Origin of the sequence: Faucicola mancuniensis (assembly GCF_046523945.1) — a bacterium.
Taxonomy (GTDB): Bacteria; Pseudomonadota; Gammaproteobacteria; order Pseudomonadales; family Moraxellaceae; genus Faucicola; species Faucicola mancuniensis.
This window is the reverse complement of sequence record NZ_CP171363.1, coordinates 47,527-70,046: the sequence shown is the minus strand read 5'-3', so window position 1 is coordinate 70,046 and position 22,520 is coordinate 47,527. Positions and strand designations below refer to the sequence as shown.

Here is a 22,520-nt window from a genome sequence, read left to right as displayed (position 1 = left end):
ATTAATTTTTACTTCATGACCCAATAATAAAACTCTTCAATAGGTGTAGAAAATCCAATACTTTTTAACTCAACAATCGACTTTTCTCGGTAAGTATGCCCCAGCGTCCAATCATCTTCTTTGCGATAAACAATCACTTGCATAACATCTTGCTCAACCAACACATACTCTTGCAAACCTTTGCACGCCAAAATATAGTTATCAAATTTTATAGTTTGGTCGTCTTGGTGCGTAGATTTTGACAACACTTCCACAATGATTTTAATTTCACCGTCCAAACATTTGACCGCAATATCAGGATAATAATAATTTTTATCATTATAATACACAGCCAAATCGCTTGAATAAGGAAAGCAGTCAATTTTGTTGGCACGAAAGTGCATATTCAGCAAAGTGTTAATATTGCCTGTAATGGCGACGTGCTTTTCGGACGCACCTGCCATTGAGTAGATACGCCCATCAATCAATTGATATTTTTCGCCTGTTTTCTCTTCGGCAATTTTGACATCATTTAAGGTGTATAGCCTCGCTTCTTGTTTGGTGATTGCACTTGCCATAAAATCCCCTTATTTTAGGTCTTCATTCACTTTATCATGTGGCATGACAAATTCTACATCACTACGAAAGCCTTTTTCCATCAAGTCTAACGCCACGCCAAATGGTGCTTGCTCATTAAAAATAATATCATACAACGCATGGGTAATCGGCATATAAATACCGTCCTTGCTTGCTTTTTCATGCACCTGCTGAATGGTGTTAATGCCTTCTGCCGTTTGTCCGAGTTTTTTGACCGCTTGTTCAAGGCTTAAACCCTTACCAAGCATATTGCCAACTTGATAATTTCGGCTTAGCGGGGACGCACAAGTGGCGTACAAATCACCCACGCCAGACAAGCCCAAAAACGTCAAAGGATTTGCCCCTGCATGAACGCCAAAACGGCTCATCTCCGCTAACGCACGGGTCAAAATCATGGCTTTAGTATTATCGCCAACTTCGTACGCACCCGCCATACCCATCGCAATCGCATAGATGTTTTTTAACGCACCGCCAAGTTCCACGCCTACCACATCATCACTGCCAAACACCCGAAAAAACGCCCCATGTAACGCCACTTGCACCGCATGGCGAACCGCTTCGGACTCACTGGCAATCACGGTTGCCGTTGGCATATTGTTCATGATTTCTTTGGCAAGGTTTGGACCACTCATCACCCCAAACGCCACGTTTGGTAACTCTTCTTTGATAATCTCGCTCATCAAGGCGAAGGTTTCTTTTTCCATACCTTTTGTCAAAGAAATGACGACTTGCGATGTGATAAAAGGTGCGATTTTTTGCAAAATTTCACGAAAACCAGAACTGGGAATCGCCACAAAAATAATATCTTTGCCCTTAACCGCTTCTTCCAAATCATGTGAAAATTTTAACCGTTTATCCAATTTAAAATCAGGCAAATATTTTTTATTAATGTGGGTTTTTTGCATGGCTTTGACAGTGCGTTTATCACGCACCCACAAGGTTGCATCGCAACCGTTACGGCTGGCAAGGTTCGCCATCGCTGTGCCAAAACTGCCCCCACCCAAAAACGTCATCGTCAAAGGCACAGTCAAGCCCTTGTTATCGTCATCGGTTTGCGGTTTGTTTTTGCGGTTTTTAAAATTTTGTAGCAACTCACCAACCAATTTACTGGCTTTTTCTTTGCCTGAATGTAAAATTTCTAAATTATCGCCAAAATTTTCTGTTAAATGTAAGGCTTCGTTTTTTAGATTTTGTAAGTTTAAATGGTTTAAATTTTCTAACGGCTTTTTCATAAAATTTTGCTCTTAAAATAATTTAAAAAATATTAATAAAATGTTAAAAAATCATCAGTATTTACCGCTTTTCTTGGTGGCAATTCCGCCCCTGCCATTCCCACATAAATAAAGCCAACGACTTGATTATTATCGGTTAAGTTAAAAAATTGTTTTACCGCTTGGCTATTCATCAAATCGCCACTTCGCCAAACGCTGGCGAAACCTTGAGCTTGTAAGGCTAACAGCAAGTTTTGCACGCCTGCCCCTGCGGATAATAATTGCTCAAATTCTGGCACTTTTGGGTGGTTTTTGTAATCTGTTACACAAGCGATAATCATTGGGGCTCGTTTTGGTAGCATTTTGGCTTTTTGTAAAGCGGTTTCGTCTGTATCGCCTTTGTCCAAAGTCGCTTGGTGTAAAGCTAAACCAAGATTATCCAAGGCTTGATTCTCAAGAACAACAAAGCGAAAAGGGTTTAATTGTTTGTGGTCAGGTGCGGTTAATGCTACGCTGACGGCTTGTTTAAGTTGTTCTGCATTGGGAGCAGGGGCGAGTAGTCGTCCCATAGAACGGCGTGATTGGATAAAGTCTAAAATTTCTTGTGTGTTCATGGGTTTTTCCTTTTTGTTAAAATTTAACTGGTGACATATCTTATTTTAAAGACGCATTTAGATATCGTCAAAAACATAATAATCAAAGTTATTATCATACCTTAATTTCGCCAATTTATTAAGCTATTTTTTAAACTGATGAAAAAATTGGCAAAATATGATAAAATGCCTGCATTTCAATCAAAACCTACCAAAGGAAAAACTATGCCAACCCCAATCACCCAACGCCACAATGCCAACGCCATTCGTGCCCTTGCGATGGACGCTGTTCAAAAAGCCAATTCTGGACACCCTGGAGCCCCAATGGGTATGGCAGACATTGCCGAAGTGCTTTGGCGTAAATTTTTAAAACACAACCCAAAAGACCCAAAATGGCTAAACCGAGACCGCTTTGTGCTGTCAAATGGTCATGGCTCAATGCTCCATTATGCCTTGCTACATTTGTCTGGTTATGATGTGTCTATTGACGATTTAAAGAATTTTCGTCAATTGCACTCAAAAACGCCCAGCCACCCAGAATACGGCTACACCGCAGGCATTGAAACCACCACAGGTCCGCTAGGTCAGGGCATTGCCAATGCGGTGGGTTTTGCTATTGCCGAAAAAACGTTGGCAAATCAGTTTAACCGTGATGGGCATGAAATCATCAATCACAACACTTATTGCTTTTTGGGTGATGGCTGTTTGATGGAAGGCATTAGCCATGAGGCGTGTTCACTGGCTGGCACGCTAGAGCTTGGCAAATTGGTGGTGTATTATGATGACAACGGCATTTCTATTGATGGCGAAGTGGAAGGCTGGTTTTCTGACGACACCCAAAAACGCTTTGAGGCTTATGGCTGGCAAGTACAAACGGTGGACGGACATGACAGCGAGGCAATTGGCAAAGCCACCGAAAATGCCTTAAATGAGAGTAAAAAACCGTCTTTAATCATTTGTAAAACTGTGATTGGGGCAGGTTCGCCAAACAAACAAGGCAAGGAAGACTGCCACGGAGCCCCACTTGGCAATGATGAGATTGCCTTAACTCGTGAAACTTTGGGCTGGACGGCAGAACCGTTTGTCATTCCACAAGAGATTTATGACGCTTGGAATGGTGTTGCCAAAGGTGAGGTGGTACAAGGCAATTGGCAAGCGGAGTTTGACAGTTATCAAAAGGCGTATCCAGAGCTTGCCAAAGAGTTGTTACGCCGTATGAATGCGGACTTGCCTGCTGATTTTGAACAAAAAGCCCAAGATTTTATCAAACAATGTCAAGCCAATCCAGAAAATATCGCCAGTCGTAAAGCCAGTCAAAACGCCATTAACGCCTTGCAACCTTTGTTGCCAGAGCTTTTGGGCGGTTCGGCAGATTTGGCAGGGTCAAATTTGACATGGTTTAAAAATGCCAAAGCCCTAGAAAATGACCCAGCGGGCAACTACATTCATTATGGTGTGCGTGAATTTGGCATGACAGCGATTGCCAACGGCATTGCCTTGCATGGTGGCTTTATCCCTTATGTGGCAACGTTTTTGATGTTTATGGAATATGCTCGCAATGCGGTGCGTATGTCAGCACTCATGAAACAGCGTGTGATTAACGTTTATACCCATGACAGCATTGGACTTGGCGAAGATGGGCCAACGCACCAGCCTGTAGAACAGCTTGCCAGTCTGCGTGCTACGCCAAACTTGCACACATGGCGACCATGCGACACGGTGGAATCTATGGTGGCGTGGGTTGAGAGCCTAAAAGCCAAAACCACCCCATCGGCTCTGATTTTTAGTCGTCAAAACCTACCGCACCAAAACCGTGATGACGCACAAGTGGCAAACATCGCTAAAGGCGGTTATGTGCTTGCCAAAGAGCAGGCTGATTTACAAGCCATCATCATTGCCACAGGTTCGGAAGTAGAGCTTGCGATGAATGCTTATCAAGAATTAAGCGGTCAAGGCGTGGGCGTGCGTGTGGTATCTATGCCATGTGCCGAAGTGTTTGTTAGCCAAGATAGTGCTTACCGTGAAAGCGTGTTGCCGTCAAATGTTCGTAGCCGTGTGGCGGTAGAGGCAAGCCATGTGGATTATTGGTATAAATTTGTGGGGCTTGATGGCAAGGTGATTGGCATGACAACCTTTGGTGAGTCTGCCCCTGCCAAAGACTTGTTTAACCACTTTGGCATTACCAGTGAGGCGGTGGTGAGTGTGGTGAAATCGCTGATTTAATTGGTTTATCATTGTTACAATGAAAAAAACGTGCCGTTTGGCACGTTTTTTATTTGATTTTTGTGAAAGTTAAAAGTTCAATACCCTTGTCATAACCTACTGCAATCACGGCATTAACCTCCTTCTTATCCATTCGCCAATCCCCAAGCACCAGTCTTTTTTTTCCATTTTCTAATAAATGCTCATATGGTCGGTGCGTATGCCCATGAATGAGAATATCGGCATTTTTTAACGCTTTTTTAACCGCGATTTCATTTACGTCCATGATTTGCATGGATTTTTTGGCATTATCGGTTTTGCTTTTTTGGCGAAGGTCTTTAGCGATTTGCTCACGTTTTTTAATAGGCAAGGCAAGTAAAATTTTTTTGGTAATTGGATTTTGAATAATTTTACGAAAAATTTGATATTTTTTATCATCAGTACATAAGGCATCGCCATGTTCAAGGCGGATTTTTTGATTGTTTAACGTCAGATAAAACGGCTCTTGAATGAGTTTTCCGCCAAATTTTTGACAAAATTTTTCACCGATTAAAAAATCCCGATTGCCGTGCATGATGTAAATTTGACAACTATTATTTGTTAAAATTTGTAGTTTATTGATAATAGGATTAAGCCAAGTTTTGGGCGTGTCGGTTTCGGCTACGTCATCGCCAAGCCAAGTTTCAAACCAATCGCCCAAAATAAACAGTTGTCGCAAGTTCGGCAAAGTTGCCAAATTATCCAACAAAGCCAAAAACGCCTGCTCTAAATCATTAGTAGCAGGCGTGTCAGCCAAATGTAAATCGCTGATAAAAACCGTTTCAATCACTTGTGGTTTATCAGCGATTAACGTTGCAAAATCTTGCATAAAGGCTTATTTTTCAATCACTTTTGCATTGATAATCACGATTGGCGTGCTTGGCACATCAGCGTGAAAGCCGTACTTACCAGTCGGTACGCCTTTGATTTTGTTCACCACGTCCATACCTTCGGTAACTTTACCGAACACCGCATAGCCCCAGCCTTGTGGCGTTGGGCTTGAATAGTTCAAAAAGCTGTTGTCTTTGACATTGATAAAAAATTGTGCAGTTGCAGAATGTGGGTCTGACGTGCGAGCCATAGCAATCGTGCCGATTTCGTTCGCCAAGCCGTTGTTCGCTTCGTTTTGAATCGGTGCGTGGGTGCTTTTTTCTTTCATATTCGCATCCATGCCACCGCCTTGAATCATAAAGCCGTCAATCACACGGTGAAAAATCGTGCCATTATAATGCCCTTCATTCACATAACTGATAAAATTCTCAACAGTTTTTGGGGCCTTGTCAATGTTTAGTTCAATCACAATGTTGCCCATTGTGGTTTCAAATTCAACGTATGGCATATCCATAGGTTCTCCAAGTTAGGGTTTTGAAAAAAATTTAAACCTTTATAAAGGCAAAAACCGCATTTATCAATAGCAAATTGCGAAAAAATTGTAAAAAAAATCAGTTTTCACGATTTTAAGCTGTTAAATCAGCAAAAAACTGTTAAAATAAACCGTTTAACCTTTTTATTTTAAAAACCTTTTATCTTGTAAAAACGGAAAAACCTATGACAAATAATTCAACCAACAACGCAACCGAAACCACCGAAAAAAACGACTTTATCCGTGCCATTGTGCGTGATGACTTGGCTGAGCAAAAATATTCACAAATCGTAACTCGTTTTCCACCAGAGCCAAACGGCTATTTGCACTTGGGTCATGTTAAATCAATTTGTTTAAACTTTGGCTTGGCAAACGAATTTAACGGACTTTGCAACTTGCGTTTTGACGACACCAATCCAGATGCCGAAGACCAAGAATTTGTTGATAATATCAAGGCGGACGTGGAATGGCTTGGTTTTCATTGGGCGGGCGACACTCGCTATGCGTCTAGCTATTTTGAACAATTGTACAAATGGGCGATTAAACTGATTGAACAAGGCGATGCGTATGTTGATTTGCAAACACCTGAACAAATTCGTGAAAATCGTGGTAACTTTGGGCAAGTCGGTAAAAATTCACCATATCGTGATGCAACTGTTAGCGAGAATTTACAACGTTTTGACGACATGAAAAACGGCAAATTTGGCAATGGCGAAGCGGTTTTGCGTGCCAAAATTGACATGGCAAGCCCAAATATGAATATGCGAGACCCTGTAATTTACCGTGTTATGCACAAGGAACACCACCAAACAGGCGACCAATGGTGCATTTATCCGATGTATGACTACGCCCACCCACTGTCTGATGCGATTGAAGGCATTACCCATTCTATTTGTACGCTTGAGTTTGAAGACCACCGTCCGTTTTATGATTGGATTGTGAATAAAGTAGGCTTTGAAAAAGAGCCACATCAGTATGAATTTGCTCGTTTAAATGTTAATCACATTTTGACCAGTAAACGTAAACTCAAAAAATTGGTAGAAGACAACCTTGTAACAGGTTGGGACGACCCACGAATGCCGACCATTGCAGGTATGCGTCGTCGTGGCTATACGCCTGAAGGTTTGCGTGATTTTTGCGACCGTGTTGGCGTGAGCAAGGCGGACGGTGTGGTGGATTTTGGTTTGCTTGAGTTTAGCATTCGCAATTCGCTTGAAGATACCGCAAATCGTGCTATGGCGGTGATTAATCCGTTAAAAGTAACGATTACCAACTTTGATGAAGCGGTTGCCGATGTGGAAAATTTGAAAAAACCAACGGTAAAAACCAATCTTGAAAACGGTATTTTGTGGCTAACACAACCAAAAAACAGCCATGATGAAAGTCAAGGCAATCGTGAAATTCCGTTTACCAAAGAAATTTATATTGATAAAGCCGATTTTGAAATCAATCCGCCAGACGGCTACAAACGCCTATCGCCAAGCAATAGTGAAATCCGCTTGCGTAATAGCTATGTATTAAAAGTGGAAGAACATATCGTGGGCGACAATGGCGAAGTGGTGGAGTTAAAAGCCACGATTGACCCAAAAACGCTTGGCAATAATCCAGAAGGGCGTAAGGTAAAAGGCGTGATTCATTGGGTATCGGCAACGCTTGGCGTGCCTGCTGAGGTGCGTTTATATGAACAATTATTTACCCAAGAAGACCCTGCAAAAATTGATTTGGAAAATCTTGCCAATGAAATCAATCCAAATTCTTTGACGGTGGTGAATGCGGTGGTTGAGCCGTCTTTGGCTAAGGCTGAAAAAGGTGAGCGTTTTCAGTTTGAGCGTGAAGGTTTTTTTGTGGCGGATAGCCAAGATTTTACAAGCGAAAAACCTGTGTTTAACCGTATTGTGGGTTTAAAAGATGGGTTTAAATAATTAATATTTAATCAAATTTAAAATTCCCTACAATTTAATTGTGGGGTTTTTTTATGGGTAAAAATAATAGTTGCCAAATATTATTTTTATCGGTTCAAATTTACGTAATGGCAATATTTTTGCGTTAAATTTAGATGTCAAAAACGAACAAAAATTTAGTATTTTGTCAATTGATTTGGAGTATCCTAAACAATGGCTTAATTGGCAATAGCAAGAAACCATGGCTTTACAAAAATTTCTTACCAATCTTTACCAATCAAACGGTGTAAATGATGGCTTATAATATCAATTTTCAAATCAAAAATTGGAATAAATAAAAAAGGTGAGCATAAACTCAAAATTACTTGCAAAATATTTTGTTATGTTATAATATAACAATAAATTCACCAAAAAGGAAAAACCATGCAAGTATTAAGCTCCCTAAAATCCGCCAAAAACCGCCATGAAGACTGCCAAATCGTCCGCAGACGTGGGCGAGTGTTCGTTATTTGCAAATCAAACCCACGCCTAAAAGCCGTACAAGGCAAAGGCAAAAAGAAATAACCTAAATTGGTGCGGTTTTGAATTATTGATTTAACAAATTTTGCCAAACTTCCATTTTTTTGCCAAAATCATTAACCGTTGCCGACAGCCACAGCAAACGAGCAAAAATCGCAGGAATCGTCAATTCGCCTGTTGTCAAAACGTAATATTTTGCCAACCAAGTCCCTGCTTCATAAGCACCGCTCACCCCACCAAACGGGCATTGCGTGGTAATGGCGACCAGACAATTTTGCTCAAATGCCTGTTGTAAAGCGGTTTCCACCTTGTCATTATGCGGAATATTGCCTGCTCCAAATCCTAATAAAATCAACGCATTTGGCTTGTCGTTTAACGCATTTTGGATGTTTTTTGCTAAATCGTCTGCCATCATTGGCGTGATAAAAATTGGCGTGATTTTGCTTTGGCTTAAATTTTTAACAGTTTGTGTTAAATTGTTAAAATGTGAATTTAACCAATTTTTACAATTTTGTTTGTCAAAAGTGTAAAAACTATTCGCAGGATAATTGATTTTATCCGAGCCTTTAAAAGCGGTTAAATCATGGCTATGGAATTTTTGCACCGTTTGGGCATGCCAATTGGCGTAGTTAAAACATACTTTTACGCCCATTTCGCCACTCACCGCAAGACGACAACTAGCGAACAAATTTTCACTTGCATCGCTTGTTTCATTGACTTCAAAAGTCGGCGATAACGGCTGTAATAATGGTTGCATCGCACCTGTAACCACCACGCACACATCGCTATTGGCAAGGCTTTCCGCCAAAAATGCCGACAAATAACTTAAGGTATCCGTCCCTGTCAAAATCAAAAATTGGCGAAAACCTTGCTGATACGAGTTGATAATCAACTGATAAAAATCGGCAAAATCGCTAGGGGTCAGTTGGCTGCTGTCTTTTACCACGTTATTTGGCAAAATTTCCCAGTTAATCGTTTGGGCGTAACCGTCAAAATGATTGGTTAAGATATTTTGCAAAATCGGTAAAAATTTGTCCGAATTTAGGCTTTTTAACGGCTGACCATGACTGCCAAACGTACCGCCTGCGTAAATAATGCCAAGTTTTTGGGTTGAATTTAACATGATTTTTTCCATTGTAAACGTCAATTAATTTTCATAAGGATTGGCAATGTTTAATTGTGCCAAAATCGCAATTTCCAAGCCTTCCATTTCGTCTTGTTCGGCTTGTCCAAGTTCATGGTCAAAACCCAACAAATGTAAGATACCATGCACAAGCAAATGCGTTAAATGCTCTTCAACTGTTTTGCCTTGTTCATCGGCTTGTTTGGCAACCACGTCATGACAAATCACCAATTCACCAAGCACAAAAATCGGCAAAACTTCGGCAATGTTCTCTGGCAAATCGCTCGGATAGGACAAAATATTGGTCGCATAATCTTTGCCACGAGCATCAAGGTTTATCGCTTGCCCTTCTATCGGTTCAACGACATAAACATCAAGCTCTAATGCTTTGTTTTTAATTAATTTTTTATTTACTTGTGGAAAATTAACGTCATTTTGCCAAAAATACTCAAACATGGTTTTGACAATATTTTGCACCTTGTCAATATCATAAAAAGGCTCAATTTGGCTGAAATTGGCTTGATTAAGCAATGTTTCGCTAAAGCTGATGACAATGTCTAAATCGTTGTTAAATTCACTCATCATCATTTACCGTGTCAGTTTGTGCCTGTTTTTCTTGTGCCAATTTTTCAAGCAAACGAGCTTGTTTTCTTTGCTCTTTGATGGCTTCTTGTTCTTCATCAAATTTATCATACGCTTGCACGATTTTTTGCACCAACTGATGTCGCACCACGTCTTTGCTATCAAAACGTGTGACGTGAATTTCGTCAATATCGCTCAAAATATGCAAGTACCGAGCAAGTCCAGACTTTGTGCCACGAGGCAAATCCACTTGTGATGTATCGCCTGTAATCACCGCACGAGAGCCAAAACCAAGCCGTGTTAAAAACATTTTCATCTGCTCTGGCGTGGTGTTTTGGGCTTCGTCTAAAATCACAAATGAATTATTCAGCGTGCGACCACGCATATAGGCAAGTGGAGCAACTTCAATGATTTGGCGTTCAAGTAGTTTGCCCACTTTTTCAAAACCAAGCATTTCATATAAGGCATCGTAAAGCGGTCGCAGATAAGGGTCAATTTTTTGGGTCAAATCTCCCGGTAAAAAGCCCAATTTTTCGCCTGCTTCCACCGCAGGACGCACAAGCAAAATCCGCTCAATTTCATTGCGTTCTAGCATATCCACCGCACACGCCACTGCCAAATACGTTTTGCCTGTCCCTGCCAGCCCTACGCCAAATGACACGTCCGAAAGTAGGATTTTTTGACGTATTGTTGTTGGTTGTAGCCACGAGGGATAATTTTGCCTTTGCGAGTTTGTAGGGCAATTGGGGTAAAATCTTGGGCGGATTGTGAATTTTGTTTTTCTACATGATTGTTTGCGTTATTTTGTAACGTGTTTTCTAATTTTTCTAAACTTTTTTGTGTTTTTTCTAAATTGTCGGTCAAAATCGGCTCTCTTTTTTGGCTTGTTTGGATTAACAAATGTAGGGTTTCTGGGCTGATAAAGTCGCTTGTGGCGAGTTCGTCTAGCATTTTGTTTAACAGTTGTTCGGTTTTCTCAACACTTAGCAAATCGCCTGATAGCACTAGGCTGTCTTTTCGTTGTTGAATGTGGATGTCAAAGCGGTGTTCTATGTATTTTAGGTGTGTGTTGTATTCGCCGAGTAGGGCTTTGAGTGTGTGGGTGGGTAGGGCATTGATGTCAAAATGTCGGCTGATGCTAGCGGTCAAGTTTTTTTCCTTTTAAAAATTTGTTCAAACGATGGGTTTATTATGGTAAATTTTTACAAAAATTCAAGGCAAAAACAAGAGTTCATGTTAAAATATTGTAAAATTTTGAAAAAAGGCAAAAAAAATGGGTCAAAATAACACACAAAATCAGCAAGACAATTTACAAATTCATTATTTCTCACAAGCCGATTACCAAAAAACCCATGACGATATGTTAAATAAAACGTTATGGCGAATTGAACAAAAAAAACAAAACATTGCAACTGCCGATGAATTGTGGATTGTGGAGCATAATGATGTCTATACGCTGGGGCAGGCGGGTAAGCCTGAACACATTTTGCAACGCAACGACACGCCAGTCATCAAAACCGACCGTGGCGGACAGGTAACGTGGCATGGGCGTGGGCAGTTGGTGGTGTATTTTTTGTTTGATTTAAATGGCTTGGGGTGGGGCGTGCGAGATTTGGTGAGCCATGCCGAAAATATCATCATTGATAGCGTCAGCCCTTATTTGCCAAGCGGTTTTTTTGCCAAAGCTCGCCAAGATGCCCCTGGTGTCTATGTCTATAATCAAGATGGTTTGGAACTTGGCAAAATTGCGTCTTTGGGCTTTAAGATTAAACATGGGTTTAGTTATCATGGTATTGCGTTAAATTTGGTGAATGATTTAACGCCGTTTAATTTGATAAACCCTTGTGGTTATGCTGGTATGACGATGTTGCGATTGGTGGATTTCGCCACAATAGACAAAAAAACTGTGACTGATGAATTTATTAATATTGTTAAACAATATCGTGCTTTACCAGTGCAACGTTAAATACGTCAATCGTAAATTTTAAACAGTTTATCTAAAATGTTAATGAAGTGTTGCAGTTTTTAAGTGATTTTGTGCTAAAATGTAGGAGTTTTTAATAATAAAAAGGCTTAAAAACATGGCAATTAAGTTTTCATTACCCCAAAAAAAACAAAAAAATAAAAATGAAACCACGTCAAACACAAATCCACCAGCGTTTGATGTGGACGCTTTTTTAAATGATACACCAACAGAAGCACCAACGACAGCGACCGCCACGTCAAAAAAATCCAAATTTGCTCTAAAACGCACACCAAAACCAAGTAATAGCATCGGTAGCAAAACTGACAAAAAAACCTTGATGATGGCAGGCGTGTTAGGTGTATTGGCGGTGCTAGCGGTGCTTTATTTGTTTGTACTGCCGATGTTTCAAGCTGAAGAGCCAACACCAGTTGCTACAGTAGCAACACCTGTGCCTATTGCCAAGCCTGTGGCTAGCCCTGCAAGTACAGCATCTGCGGTTGCCCCTGTTGCTACTACGGACAATTTACGCACCGAAACGGTTGTGATATCAGGGGAGCAATTGGGTAATCTAGCGTCAGCCCCTGCGTCATCTACTATGCCAACGGCTGTTCAAGTGGATAATAGCGAGACTCAAAAAGCACTAGAGAAAGCTCAACCAGTCGAATCTGCACCACCAGCACCAGAAGTTAAGGCGGAACAAAAATTGATGGAAAAATCCAGCCCAAGCAAAGAAAATCCAATGACCAAAGCCCAAGGCTCAATGTCGTATGCGGACTTTGTCAAAGCGTCTGAACAGCAAGTGTTTGCGGACAGATAGTTTTTTTGGATTGATAAAAAAGTAGGGGCGTATTGCATACGCCCAAGTTGCCAAATATGAAAATTAAGTGGTTTGATAAAAAAGCGATTGTCAATACAATCGCTTTTTTAATGGGGGAAAACTGGGGTTATTGCAAATTTTTACGTTGTTTTAACAAGACCAAAACTGCACCGTTGCCACCTTGTTCGGCTGGGGCAGAACAAAATGCCAACACGTCTGGGATTTGGCGTAACCAACCGTTTACACAAGTTTTTAAAATGCTATCCACGCCTTTGCCATGTACGATTTTGACTGATGTTTCGTTATTTTTTTGGGCTTGATGGATAAGGCTACTCACCGCTTCACGGGCTTCTTCAATCGTTGAGCCGTGCAAATCAACCGCCCTATGCCAACGGATTTTGCCTTGTTTGAGTTGATTAAACACTTTGTTTTGTAAGGTCGCAACTTTGTAGCTTAAATATGATTCGCCTGAAACAGGGTTTAACAAGGCTTGCATATCGGATAATTGGTGCGATTCGCTTGCATCTGTACCTGTGGCTGAAGCACGTTTGGCAAGGGTAGTCGCATCAGGTTTGACGGTGGTTTTGGTTTTGTTTGCCAAATTTTTATCTTTAATTGGGCGAACGCCTGCCATCGCTTGCATAAACAGCATTTTGTCGTCATCAAGATGTTCGCTGTCGTATTTTTTGACTTGTTTGGCAATTTGTTGTTTGCTTGGCAAGGCGACATTTTCGGTTGGTTTGCTGTTTTCATCGGTGCTGTTACTGGTTGAACGCCCTTTTGATAGTTCTGATTTGAGTTGTTTGAGTTGGTCTTGCATTTGTTTAGAAAATAGGTCGTTTGACATGGCTCTCTCTTGTTTTTTAAAATGTTATGGGGCTGTACTAGATTAGCTATCATATTATACCAAAAATATGAAGCTAACACATTGTAAATTAAGTAAAAAAGCACAGAAAAAACTACTTGAATTTTTTGTACTAGAAGTTACTGCTCGAGCGTGACTGGTTTACTACAAATTCACCTAATTCAGCGACCTTATTTTACCATAAAATAAGACTTGTGATAGAATACAATCTTAGCCTTGAAGCTCACGAAACCTTTGACGGTGAAATAGAATTAGATAAAAGCTATTTCGGTGGTATTCGTAAAGGTAAGCGTGGTCGTGGTGCAGGTGGAAAGACTGCTGTCTTTGGTCTTTTAAAACGTAATGGCAAGGTTTATACTGTCGTTGTCAAAGACACTAAACAAACCACATTAATGCCCATTATCACCAATAAAATCAAGCCTGACAGCGTTGTTTACACTGATAGTTATAGAAGTTACAATGCTCTTGATGTCAATGATTTTAAACACTTTAGAATTAATCATTCAAAAGAGTTTGCAGATAAAAGCAACAAGCTAAATCACATCAATGGTATTGAGAACTTCTGGAATCAAGCTAAACGTATTCTTAGAAGATACAACGGTATTAAAAAAGAAAACTTTCATTTATTTATCAAAGATGAGAAGCACTGCTTCGCAAGGTTTAGATTTAATTATGGGACACCATCTAATCAGCTTAAAGTTTTGAGAAAATGGTGTGAAATTTAATTCTAATCTAGTTCAACCCCAAAATTTTTCTATATTTTGCATAACAATGTGAAGAAAAAGAAGGGTATCTACGACGTGGCTTAACTTTATAATCAAATGGATTAATGACTGTAAAGCCATTGTGTTCCAGAGCTTCATGTATTAAATAAGATAAATCAGATACTGTTAGCATAGTAAGGACTATAGTTAGTTGTAAGAACCTCAAGCGTTATTTACATTTTGTTTAAAATAAAACTCCAACCACTCATAAGGAGTAAAGGTTTGAGTTTTGCGAGGGCGTTCAAAACTCTGTGTCAGTTAAATTATAGTTTCATCACAGTATCTAAACGACCAGGGAAATGGATAGACAACTGCATCATTGTTTGACCCCAATTATTAATTGGCATCGTCCATTTCTCTGACGCATTTAGCATACCAACATACAGTAATTTTAGCAAGCTTGTTTCATTAGGAAATGCTCCTTTAGTTTTGGTAAGTTTTCTGAATTGACGATGAACCGCCCCAACCGCATTCGTGGTATAGATTGGCTTTCTCACCGCTTCAGGGTATTTGAAATAAGCACTGAGTAAATGCCACTTATTCCGCCAAGAAGCGATAACAGTGGGGTATTTGCCACCCCAGACTCTATCAAGCTCATCAAGAGTAAGCTCAGCTGATTCCTTGTTTACCGCCTTATAGACAGGCTTTAAATCACGCATAAAGTGTAAGATATCCTAGCGTTATTTACAGTATTTAGGATAAAATACTGCAAATGAACATACATAAAAACACCAGACTGCTACCGTTTGAAAGAGAAGCTATTTGGATAGCCTATCATCAAAACAAACAAAGCGTAACATCACTTGCTGAAGAATACAAAGTATCAAGACCAACAATCTACAAGGTATTGAAACTTGCTAGAGTGAAGTTACTAAAACCACAAACCAGTGTCAATAATCGCTTTAAACAAGCGAAATTTGGCATTAAACGCTTAGCTAAAGTTGAAAAGAGTATACAAGACAAACTCAAAAAACAAGCCAAGCGTTATAATAAATCCTATCCTGGTGAGATGGTACACGTAGATACAAAACGCCTACCACTGCTCAAAGGACAAAATAGCAACAGCCCTAGAGAATATCTGTTTGTTGCCATTGATGATTATTCTCGTGAACTGTATGCTTGTATTATGCCAGACAAAACAGCTTTTAGTGCGGCTAAGTTTCTGACAGAACAAGTTATTAAACCTTGCCCTTATACGATTGAGGTGATTTATTCTGACAATGGCACAGAATATAAAGGCACAAAAGACCATGAATTTGTCAAAGTCTGTTATGATAACAACATCAATCAGAAATTCACCAAAGTTGCCAAACCACAAACCAATGGTAAAGCAGAACGAGTAATACGTACGCTCATGGAAATGTGGCATGAACAATGTGAATTTACAGGTAGTGAACATAGAAAGCAAGAATTAACAAGATTTCTTAATTTCTCTCTGCACACGACAGAAACTACTAAAACAAAGTTGATTTTCTTTTAAAACTGAGAAAATCAACCAACCTATTAAAAAAAGCAAAATCACCACACATAATAAACCGTCTAAATCCATCAATCAGAAAATCTAACCCCAAAGCAAAAACACTTGACTGAGGACGACCATTAGACTTAAGGCAACGTTTATAATGACTAGGCTTATCATCAATGACCGCCAAGCCAGTCAAATAAGCCCAACAAAAGGCTAACGCATTTACCGCAACCAATTTACTCACTCTGTCTTGTTTAGTCAAATGCGTATCCTCAAGATTAAAACCACGCCCCTTTAAACAAGAAAACAGCGTTTCAATCTGCCAACGCATCGCATAAGTTGCCATAGGGTCAATATCATCAAAATCATTGGTAGCCACAATCACATAATCATTATCACTATCAAGCTTTGCCGATACCTTGACAGGACACTTATCAACAAAGAGTGTTCTAGCATGGTGATAAGTATCTTGCTGGTTTAAATTATGAAATAGTGTTTTAATTTGTACGCTTTGTCCTTGTGTATTGGTCACTTTACTGTCTTTTTTAATGCGTATGGCAAATTTAATATTTTGTTTTGTTAGCCAGTCAAACCATGCAGAACCCACAAATTCTCTATCGGCTAATACTTTTTGTATTTTATCTTTACCAAAGGTGTGAATGAATTTTTCAATGAGTTGTGTTCTCTCTAGTGTTTTTGAGTTGCCTTGTTTGTCTAGCATTGTCCAGTATAAGGGTATGGCAATGCCTTTGTGTACAACAGCTAACATGAAGATGTTGATGTTGCTTTTTCCCCATTTCCAGTTGGTACGGTCAATGGTGAGTGTGACTTTGTTTAGTCCAAATAGTTGAAAGATAAGGCGTGCTATTTGGTGTTCATTTAGGGGTGTTTGGGCGAAAAAGCGTTGTATTCTTCGGTAGTTGCTGTCATTTGTTGTGCTGTTGGTAAAGTGTCTGGCTATCTTTTTTAGGTTACTGCTTTGGGCGGTAATGATGGCTATTATCATTAGACTTAAGCAGTTGATTTTTGCCTTGTGTATTGTTAGGTTTTGCGATAAAATTCTTTCTAGTCTGATAAGGTTTGGCATGGTTTTAATTCGTCGGAAAAATTACTATTATGCCATTGTTTTATCAGACTTTTTTGTTTTTTTGTCGTGTGCAGAGTTAATTTCTATAATACCGTTAAACCCCATTCATCTTTAACTAAAAAAGATGATATTACTGGCAAAACTCAAACCTTTACTCCTTATGAGTGGTTGGAGTTTTATTTTAAACAAAGTGTAAATAAAGCCCTCATAAGAAAATCGTTGTTTTTAGTAAGTAGAATAATAGTCAACCATTAGTCGGATTTTTGTTGACTGTTTTGTTGACTGTTTAGTAAAAAATAGTTAAAATTCATATTGTGTTGATTTTAGAGATAGAATATGAGATTAAAATTGATAACATTAGCGGTGTTAGTAGGTTTAACTACACAACTCGCTAATGGTAACTATGTAGAAACTGACTGCAAGGAATTTGGAGGGCATCTTAATTGTTTTACTCCTGATGCTATACAACCAGAAGATAATAAATATTTATATAAGTGGTCTAAATCTGGTATCTTCACGCCTGAAGATCAGGCAATGAAAGATTTTAATTCAGAGGCTGAAGCGTCAGGTTTTATACAAAGAATTGATCCTGATTATGACATATATAAAAATTCGTTTACCCCTGTAGGAGAATGGACTAACCAACCTTGGGGTAGTTATAGTAATCCATTTTATGGTCACCCCGATATACATTATTATGACAAATTTTTAGACAAAAATTATCGGACTAATGAACAACATATAAGATTTAACCCAACGATACAGTATAAAAGTTATGTTGCGAGTGAAAGATTCTATAGGGAATGGGATGTTCCAGGAGACACATTATACAGGATTAAGCCTAGTCCCAAATATTACTGTCGTTCAGGTTACGACTTTATTTGGTATAAAGATCTTAATAAGCATCCTGGTTTCTTATGTTACCAAAACAGCCCACCAAAATTTTTAAGCTGTTCAGCTTCAGTTGGGAATCCTTGTTCTATTACTACTGGAAATAAAACGCTTAACGAGAAAGATTGGTCCAGTTCCAATAGCTTATTAAGAGTAACTCGCCAATATAATAGCTTAATATCGGACATTAACTTAGATTGGAGCATGAGTTATAGTGATAAAATTATTGCCACTCAAAATAAAGATGCTAATTTTAGTTCAATAAGAATTATAAAAGGTGATGGAAGCTATATAACTGCGGAAATTTCTAATGGTAATTGGTTTGTAGATGCAGATACCAACCTTCAAATTCTTCAGCAAAATAATACATGGCAAGTCAAAAATTTAAAAACAGGTGTAATTGAGATATATGAAAAGGTAATATCGCCTACTACCTCAGAAAATACTCAATTCAACCTTACTCACATTGATTACCCCAATGGACAATTCATCAATCTAACCCACCAAAATAGTAAAATTGCCACAGCCACCGACCAACTTGGTAACAGCTTAAACTATCGCTATGACACCACAGGCAAACTGGTACAAATTGGCTTGCCGAACGGTAAAACCCTTGATTATGGTTATGATAACTTAGGTCGACTAATTACAGTCAAACGCCCAGGATTTGGCGTTAAAACCTATATCTATGATGAAGCAGATAAAGCTCCCAACGACAACCCTAATCTACTCACAGGTATCATTGATGAAAATGGTAAGCGTTATGCTACCTACGCCTATGATAGTGCTAACAGAGGTATTTTAACCGAGCATGCAGGGTCAACCCAAAAATTCACATTAAGCTTCGAGGATGGTGTTACGCAAGTAACCGATGAATATGGCAACAACCGCAGTTATAACCTAGCTTTGGTATCAGGTACAAATCGTATTACCCACCAAGTCATCGCAGGTCAGTCCATTGACCGCCAATATGACCAAGGTGGCAATATCATCTCGGAAACCAAAAACGGGCTAACCACCAAATACACCTATGACCAAAGCCGTAACCTAGAAACCAGCCGTATTGAAGCCTTTGGCACAACTGACAGTAAAATCGCGCTCACCGAATGGTCAGAAAATTTACCTGTCAAAACCAAAATCACCGAAGGCAGTGCCAACCCTGACGGCAGTCTCAAACAAGCCCTACGCATCACCAGTTACACCTATGATGAGAAAGGCAACGCTTTAAGCAAAACCATCATCGACCCCCAAACCCAAGAGTCACGCACTTGGAGCTACACTTACAACGCCAATGCCCAAAAGCTAAGTGAGACCAACCCGCAGGGACAGACCAGCAAATGGGCATATGACAACAAAGGTAACTTAGTTCAAAGCATCGATGCCCAAGGCTTAACCACCACTTACAGCGACTACAATGCCAACAACAAACCGCAGACGATTACCAGTCCTACAGGACAAGTCACCAAACTTACCTATGACGATGCAGGGCGGGTACTTACCCAAACCATCACCATCGGTTACCCCACCCTTAAAGAACTAAGCCAAGCTAAAAGTGGCTGGATTGACTTTCAAAACAGTGTTAGAAAAGCCTTTAAGAAACCTTTGTTGCCTAACCCTGTTAAGTTTAATATCACCAAACAGCCCACCCAAACCGCCACCACTACCTATCAATATGATGGTGTTGGTCAGCTCATCAAAACCACGCTCCCTGACGGGCAAGTCATTAGCTACCAATACGACGATGCCCACCGCATGATTGGCATGACCGACAGCCTCGGCAATCGCATCAGCTACACCCTAAACGGGGCGGGTGACATCATCGAAACCCAAAAACACGACCCCCAAGGGACACTTGCGAACAGTCACAAACAAAGCTACGACACCCTAGGTCGCCTAACCATAGATACAGGCAACAATGGGCAAAATCAGTCTTATGGCTATGACAACCAAGACAACTTAACACAAACCCAAGATGCCTTAGCACGCACCACAGGCAGTCAGTACGACAGCTTAAAACGCAAAATCCAAGACATCGATGCCAATGGTCAGCCTGTCAATTACACTTACAACGCCCTTGACCAACTGCTCACCGTCACCGACAGCAACAAAGTCACGACCAGCTACAGCTACAATGCCTTTGGTGACGTACTGACCACCGAAAGCCCTGACACAGGCAAAGCCACCAACCAATACAACGGTAAAGGACAAGTGGTTAGTCAAACCGACGGAGCAGGTCGCACCCAAAACTACAGCTATGACGACAAAGGCAGATTGACCCAACGAGCCGAAGGTTCAGGCAAAGTATTAGCCAGTTACAGCTATGACGACAAAGGTCGCATTAACAGACTCACCGATACCAGTGGCACAACGACCTACCAGTACAACTCCAATAACCAGCTGATTGAAAAAGTACAGACCACTGAAAAAACCGTACTTACTACCCGCTACCACTACACGCAAGGCGGACAGCTTGACGAAATTCGCTACCCAAGTGGGCAGTTGGCGGTGTATCAGTATGACAAAGGCATCTTAAAAGGGGTGCAACTCAAAACCATCGACAACCAAACCGTACAGGTCATTGATAACATCAGTTACAGCCCCAACGGTATCAAAGGCTACAACTGGTCACAGACTAAGCAAGCGGTCAGTTACCAATACGACTTGGATGGCAGACTGACCCAAATCAACGACCCTGCCATACAGCGTAGTTATCAGTATGATGTGGGCAACCGTATCACCAACCTGACCGACAGCAAAGCAGGGATTAACGGACTATTTCAGCATGACCGCCTTGACCGTCTCACCAATCAAAGCCTAACCCAAGGGCAGACCACTGCCCAACTTGGCTATAGCTACGACAACAACGCCAATCGCACCCAAAAAACGGTGAATGGTATCGCCACCAACACCACTCCTGTCAAAGCAGGGACGAACCAATACCAAGCCTTTAGCTATGATGCCAGTGGTAAAGTCACTAACGACGGCACACGCAGTTACAGCTATAACAGCGAGGGACGCATTGACCGCATCCAAAACGGCTCGGTTGGGGTGGTGAATGTGTATAACGCCCTAGGGCAACGGGTACAAAAAAACAGTGGCAACAGCAAAACCTACTTTGTGTATGACGAGCAAGGCAAGCCATTGGGGGAGTATGATGCCAATGGCAATCCTATCAGAGAATATCTATATCTTGGAAACGCTCCCATTTCGCTTGTAACGAGCGAGAAGGCGGGTCAGGTACTTTCTATCCACTCTGACCATTTGGGCACGCCTAGAGCGATTCTAGGAGCAAATAGCGAGGTATTGTGGCGATGGGAGGGCGATGCGTTTGGGGATGTTGCTCCGCAGGTGGCGAATGTTAAGATGCCGTTACGCATGGCGGGGCAATACGAAGACACAGAAACAGGGCTATTTTATAATTATTTTAGGTTCTACGACCCAAAAACGGGGCGGTATGTGGAGAATGACCCAATTGATTTGGCAGGTGGGCTTAATCGGTGGGGGTATGTGGGTGGTAGTCCGCTTGAATATAGCGACCCTAGTGGATTATGCCCAATGTGTTTAGCTGCTGCTCCTGCAATTACAACTGCGATTGGCGAAGGTATATCTGCTATTGCAACTGGGATAGCAACAGCAATTAATGCTGCACCTGTCGCTGCTGCTGTAGGTGTAGGCGTGGTTGCTGTCTCTATACCAAGTGATAGTCTTATACCTATGGCAGGCATTGCACCCTATCCCAATACTATTTCACACGCAAGAGAAAAAGAAATTCTTAACATGAATGGGTACGAACCATGTAATGAACTTGAGAAAGCACTAGAAGATTTAAAAACCACTATTGCTTGGCGTAAATCTGACTTAAATCCAGCAGAAAAAGGTACTAAAGTTTATGCCGACCATCAAAAATATATAAAAAAACTTCAAGACCATAAAGATAAACTAAAAAGAAGATTCGACCAATATTGTAAAGAAAATTGTATTGATGTCCCATTTTTTATGGATAAAGATGAGGATAGCAAATGAATATAAATATGGAAAATTTACAATTTTTAAGTGGGTTTCTAAATGCTCTGTCAAGTATTGATAGAGATATTGGAGATTATACTATGACAGCCATAGTTATAGAAAACTCCAATAATAATTTACTTTCTTCCATAGTTGGTTTCTATGATTTACCTTACGACCAAAAGAGTTTGGATTTCAAAAAAATTAAATTTTATGATATGGAAAAAATTATTAGCTTTAAAATTTTACAGAAACCTTTTAATAACTCGTCAAATTATGACAAAAATCGAAATAATATTTTGAGTTATAAAATAATGGATTATATACAGTTTTGTTTTGAAGATTTTATCAATGTAAATATCAATGATATTGAAGTTTTTAACATAAAATTAAACTTTGAAAAATACAGAACAGAGTTCTTAGCGATTCCTATTGATGAATGTAAAAATATTTTTCTTCTCTCTTTTTGGGCTAAATCATATTAGACCTCTTTCCAAACCAACAAACAAAACTGATATAATACTAACTTTATCAACCAAAACCAAACAAAA

18 protein-coding genes and 3 pseudogenes are annotated in these 22,520 nt (G+C 40.1%); 10 read left to right on the top strand and 11 right to left on the bottom strand.

From position 1 onward, the window contains the following. Positions 1 to 8: 8 nt before the first annotated feature. The 3 genes from ACGTJS_RS00285 to ACGTJS_RS00275 are packed head-to-tail and all read right to left on the bottom strand — an operon-like array spanning position 9 to position 2,401. Complete coding sequence (locus ACGTJS_RS00285) at positions 9 to 557, bottom strand: Uma2 family endonuclease (RefSeq protein ID WP_410472430.1); 549 nt, start codon at positions 555 to 557, stop codon at positions 9 to 11. A gap of 9 nt (positions 558 to 566) precedes the next feature. After that, the gene (locus tag ACGTJS_RS00280; protein ID WP_410472452.1) at positions 567 to 1,808 is read right to left on the bottom strand and encodes an NAD(P)H-dependent glycerol-3-phosphate dehydrogenase; all 1,242 of its coding nucleotides are present in this window, start codon (positions 1,806 to 1,808) and stop codon (positions 567 to 569) included. A gap of 32 nt (positions 1,809 to 1,840) precedes the next feature. Next, entirely contained in the window at positions 1,841 to 2,401 is a 561-nt protein-coding gene (locus ACGTJS_RS00275; RefSeq protein ID WP_410472451.1) for a nitroreductase, read from the bottom strand. 204 nt (positions 2,402 to 2,605) lie between these two features. Between ACGTJS_RS00275 and tkt the strand changes: the two genes are divergently transcribed. After that, the gene (gene tkt, locus ACGTJS_RS00270; protein WP_410472450.1) at positions 2,606 to 4,603 is read left to right on the top strand and encodes a transketolase; all 1,998 of its coding nucleotides are present in this window, start codon (positions 2,606 to 2,608) and stop codon (positions 4,601 to 4,603) included. A 49-nt stretch (positions 4,604 to 4,652) separates the two neighbouring features. On the opposite strand, the gene ACGTJS_RS00265 is transcribed toward tkt, so the two are convergent. After that, positions 4,653 to 5,450, bottom strand: coding sequence for a UDP-2,3-diacylglucosamine diphosphatase (locus tag ACGTJS_RS00265; RefSeq protein WP_410472426.1), 798 nt, complete (start codon positions 5,448 to 5,450; stop codon positions 4,653 to 4,655). 6 nt (positions 5,451 to 5,456) lie between these two features. After that, entirely contained in the window at positions 5,457 to 5,966 is a 510-nt protein-coding gene (locus ACGTJS_RS00260; protein WP_315043108.1) for a peptidylprolyl isomerase, read from the bottom strand. A 203-nt stretch (positions 5,967 to 6,169) separates the two neighbouring features. On the opposite strand from ACGTJS_RS00260, the gene ACGTJS_RS00255 reads away from it, so the two are divergent. From ACGTJS_RS00255 to ykgO, 3 genes are all read left to right on the top strand, one after another. Then, entirely contained in the window at positions 6,170 to 7,906 is a 1,737-nt protein-coding gene (locus ACGTJS_RS00255) for a glutamine--tRNA ligase/YqeY domain fusion protein (protein ID WP_315043110.1), read from the top strand. A gap of 70 nt (positions 7,907 to 7,976) precedes the next feature. After that, positions 7,977 to 8,117 carry a hypothetical protein gene (locus tag ACGTJS_RS00250; RefSeq protein WP_410472424.1) on the top strand — a complete coding sequence of 47 codons (141 nt, stop codon included), beginning with the start codon at positions 7,977 to 7,979 and terminating at the stop codon, positions 8,115 to 8,117. 191 nt (positions 8,118 to 8,308) lie between these two features. Further along, the gene (ykgO, locus tag ACGTJS_RS00245; protein WP_315043112.1) at positions 8,309 to 8,449 is read left to right on the top strand and encodes a type B 50S ribosomal protein L36; all 141 of its coding nucleotides are present in this window, start codon (positions 8,309 to 8,311) and stop codon (positions 8,447 to 8,449) included. A gap of 22 nt (positions 8,450 to 8,471) precedes the next feature. On the opposite strand, the gene ACGTJS_RS00240 is transcribed toward ykgO, so the two are convergent. From ACGTJS_RS00240 to ACGTJS_RS00230, 3 genes and pseudogenes are all read right to left on the bottom strand, one after another. Then, complete coding sequence (locus ACGTJS_RS00240; protein ID WP_410472449.1) at positions 8,472 to 9,527, bottom strand: asparaginase domain-containing protein; 1,056 nt, start codon at positions 9,525 to 9,527, stop codon at positions 8,472 to 8,474. Between the two features lie 24 nt (positions 9,528 to 9,551). Then, positions 9,552 to 10,109 (bottom strand): rRNA maturation RNase YbeY, encoded by a 558-nt coding sequence (ybeY, locus tag ACGTJS_RS00235; RefSeq protein ID WP_410472422.1) that lies wholly within the window; start codon positions 10,107 to 10,109, stop codon positions 9,552 to 9,554. Next, a pseudogene (locus ACGTJS_RS00230) lies at positions 10,102 to 11,258 on the bottom strand (PhoH family protein). The gene ybeY and the pseudogene ACGTJS_RS00230 overlap by 8 nt, the downstream one beginning before the upstream one ends. A 124-nt stretch (positions 11,259 to 11,382) precedes the next feature. On the opposite strand from ACGTJS_RS00230, the gene lipB reads away from it, so the two are divergent. Beyond that, positions 11,383 to 12,075 (top strand): lipoyl(octanoyl) transferase LipB, encoded by a 693-nt coding sequence (lipB, locus tag ACGTJS_RS00225; protein WP_410472420.1) that lies wholly within the window; start codon positions 11,383 to 11,385, stop codon positions 12,073 to 12,075. Positions 12,076 to 12,190: 115 nt separating this feature from the next. Continuing rightward, positions 12,191 to 12,892, top strand: a complete 702-nt coding sequence (locus ACGTJS_RS00220) for a hypothetical protein (RefSeq protein ID WP_410472419.1) — start codon at positions 12,191 to 12,193, stop codon at positions 12,890 to 12,892. A 127-nt stretch (positions 12,893 to 13,019) separates the two neighbouring features. Here the strand turns inward: ACGTJS_RS00220 and ACGTJS_RS00215 are convergent, their stop codons facing one another. After that, positions 13,020 to 13,739: a Smr/MutS family protein gene (locus ACGTJS_RS00215; RefSeq protein ID WP_410472418.1), complete on the bottom strand. Its 720-nt coding sequence runs from the start codon at positions 13,737 to 13,739 to the stop codon at positions 13,020 to 13,022. A gap of 67 nt (positions 13,740 to 13,806) precedes the next feature. Here ACGTJS_RS00215 and ACGTJS_RS00210 point away from each other — a divergent pair. Next, positions 13,807 to 14,482 (top strand): annotated as a pseudogene (locus ACGTJS_RS00210) (IS1595 family transposase). A 302-nt stretch (positions 14,483 to 14,784) separates the two neighbouring features. Here ACGTJS_RS00210 and ACGTJS_RS00205 read toward each other — a convergent pair. After that, positions 14,785 to 15,183 (bottom strand): annotated as a pseudogene (locus tag ACGTJS_RS00205) (transposase); the annotation flags it as partial. A gap of 50 nt (positions 15,184 to 15,233) precedes the next feature. Between ACGTJS_RS00205 and ACGTJS_RS00200 the strand changes: the two are divergent. Continuing rightward, on the top strand, positions 15,234 to 16,001 hold the full coding sequence (locus ACGTJS_RS00200) for a DDE-type integrase/transposase/recombinase (protein ID WP_410472416.1): 768 nt from the start codon (positions 15,234 to 15,236) through the stop codon (positions 15,999 to 16,001). On the opposite strand, the gene ACGTJS_RS00195 is transcribed toward ACGTJS_RS00200, so the two are convergent. Next, positions 15,976 to 17,073, bottom strand: a complete 1,098-nt coding sequence (locus ACGTJS_RS00195; protein ID WP_410471957.1) for an IS4 family transposase — start codon at positions 17,071 to 17,073, stop codon at positions 15,976 to 15,978. The genes ACGTJS_RS00200 and ACGTJS_RS00195 overlap by 26 nt on opposite strands. Positions 17,074 to 18,168: 1,095 nt before the next feature. Here ACGTJS_RS00195 and ACGTJS_RS00190 point away from each other — a divergent pair. Together ACGTJS_RS00190 and ACGTJS_RS00185 are read left to right on the top strand one after the other, a co-directional pair. Next, complete coding sequence (locus tag ACGTJS_RS00190) at positions 18,169 to 21,987, top strand: RHS repeat-associated core domain-containing protein (RefSeq protein ID WP_410472448.1); 3,819 nt, start codon at positions 18,169 to 18,171, stop codon at positions 21,985 to 21,987. Continuing rightward, positions 21,984 to 22,454 carry a hypothetical protein gene (locus ACGTJS_RS00185; protein ID WP_410472410.1) on the top strand — a complete coding sequence of 157 codons (471 nt, stop codon included), beginning with the start codon at positions 21,984 to 21,986 and terminating at the stop codon, positions 22,452 to 22,454. Before ACGTJS_RS00190 ends, ACGTJS_RS00185 begins: the two co-directional genes overlap by 4 nt. Positions 22,455 to 22,520: the final 66 nt, after the last annotated feature.

Coding starts and splice junctions, on each gene's coding strand:
- ybeY (WP_410472422.1), bottom strand. CDS start 10,109: ATGAGTGAATTTAACAACGATTTAGACATTGTCATCAGCTTTAGCGAA.
- ACGTJS_RS00275 (WP_410472451.1), bottom strand. CDS start 2,401: ATGAACACACAAGAAATTTTAGACTTTATCCAATCACGCCGTTCTATG.
- ykgO (WP_315043112.1), top strand. CDS start 8,309: ATGCAAGTATTAAGCTCCCTAAAATCCGCCAAAAACCGCCATGAAGAC.
- lipB (WP_410472420.1), top strand. CDS start 11,383: ATGGGTCAAAATAACACACAAAATCAGCAAGACAATTTACAAATTCAT.
- ACGTJS_RS00280 (WP_410472452.1), bottom strand. CDS start 1,808: ATGAAAAAGCCGTTAGAAAATTTAAACCATTTAAACTTACAAAATCTA.
- ACGTJS_RS00255 (WP_315043110.1), top strand. CDS start 6,170: ATGACAAATAATTCAACCAACAACGCAACCGAAACCACCGAAAAAAAC.
- ACGTJS_RS00195 (WP_410471957.1), bottom strand. CDS start 17,073: ATGCCAAACCTTATCAGACTAGAAAGAATTTTATCGCAAAACCTAACA.
- ACGTJS_RS00285 (WP_410472430.1), bottom strand. CDS start 557: ATGGCAAGTGCAATCACCAAACAAGAAGCGAGGCTATACACCTTAAAT.
- ACGTJS_RS00265 (WP_410472426.1), bottom strand. CDS start 5,450: ATGCAAGATTTTGCAACGTTAATCGCTGATAAACCACAAGTGATTGAA.
- ACGTJS_RS00220 (WP_410472419.1), top strand. CDS start 12,191: ATGGCAATTAAGTTTTCATTACCCCAAAAAAAACAAAAAAATAAAAAT.
- ACGTJS_RS00185 (WP_410472410.1), top strand. CDS start 21,984: ATGAATATAAATATGGAAAATTTACAATTTTTAAGTGGGTTTCTAAAT.
- ACGTJS_RS00240 (WP_410472449.1), bottom strand. CDS start 9,527: ATGTTAAATTCAACCCAAAAACTTGGCATTATTTACGCAGGCGGTACG.
- ACGTJS_RS00215 (WP_410472418.1), bottom strand. CDS start 13,739: ATGTCAAACGACCTATTTTCTAAACAAATGCAAGACCAACTCAAACAA.
- ACGTJS_RS00260 (WP_315043108.1), bottom strand. CDS start 5,966: ATGGATATGCCATACGTTGAATTTGAAACCACAATGGGCAACATTGTG.
- tkt (WP_410472450.1), top strand. CDS start 2,606: ATGCCAACCCCAATCACCCAACGCCACAATGCCAACGCCATTCGTGCC.
- ACGTJS_RS00190 (WP_410472448.1), top strand. CDS start 18,169: ATGAGTTATAGTGATAAAATTATTGCCACTCAAAATAAAGATGCTAAT.
- ACGTJS_RS00200 (WP_410472416.1), top strand. CDS start 15,234: ATGAACATACATAAAAACACCAGACTGCTACCGTTTGAAAGAGAAGCT.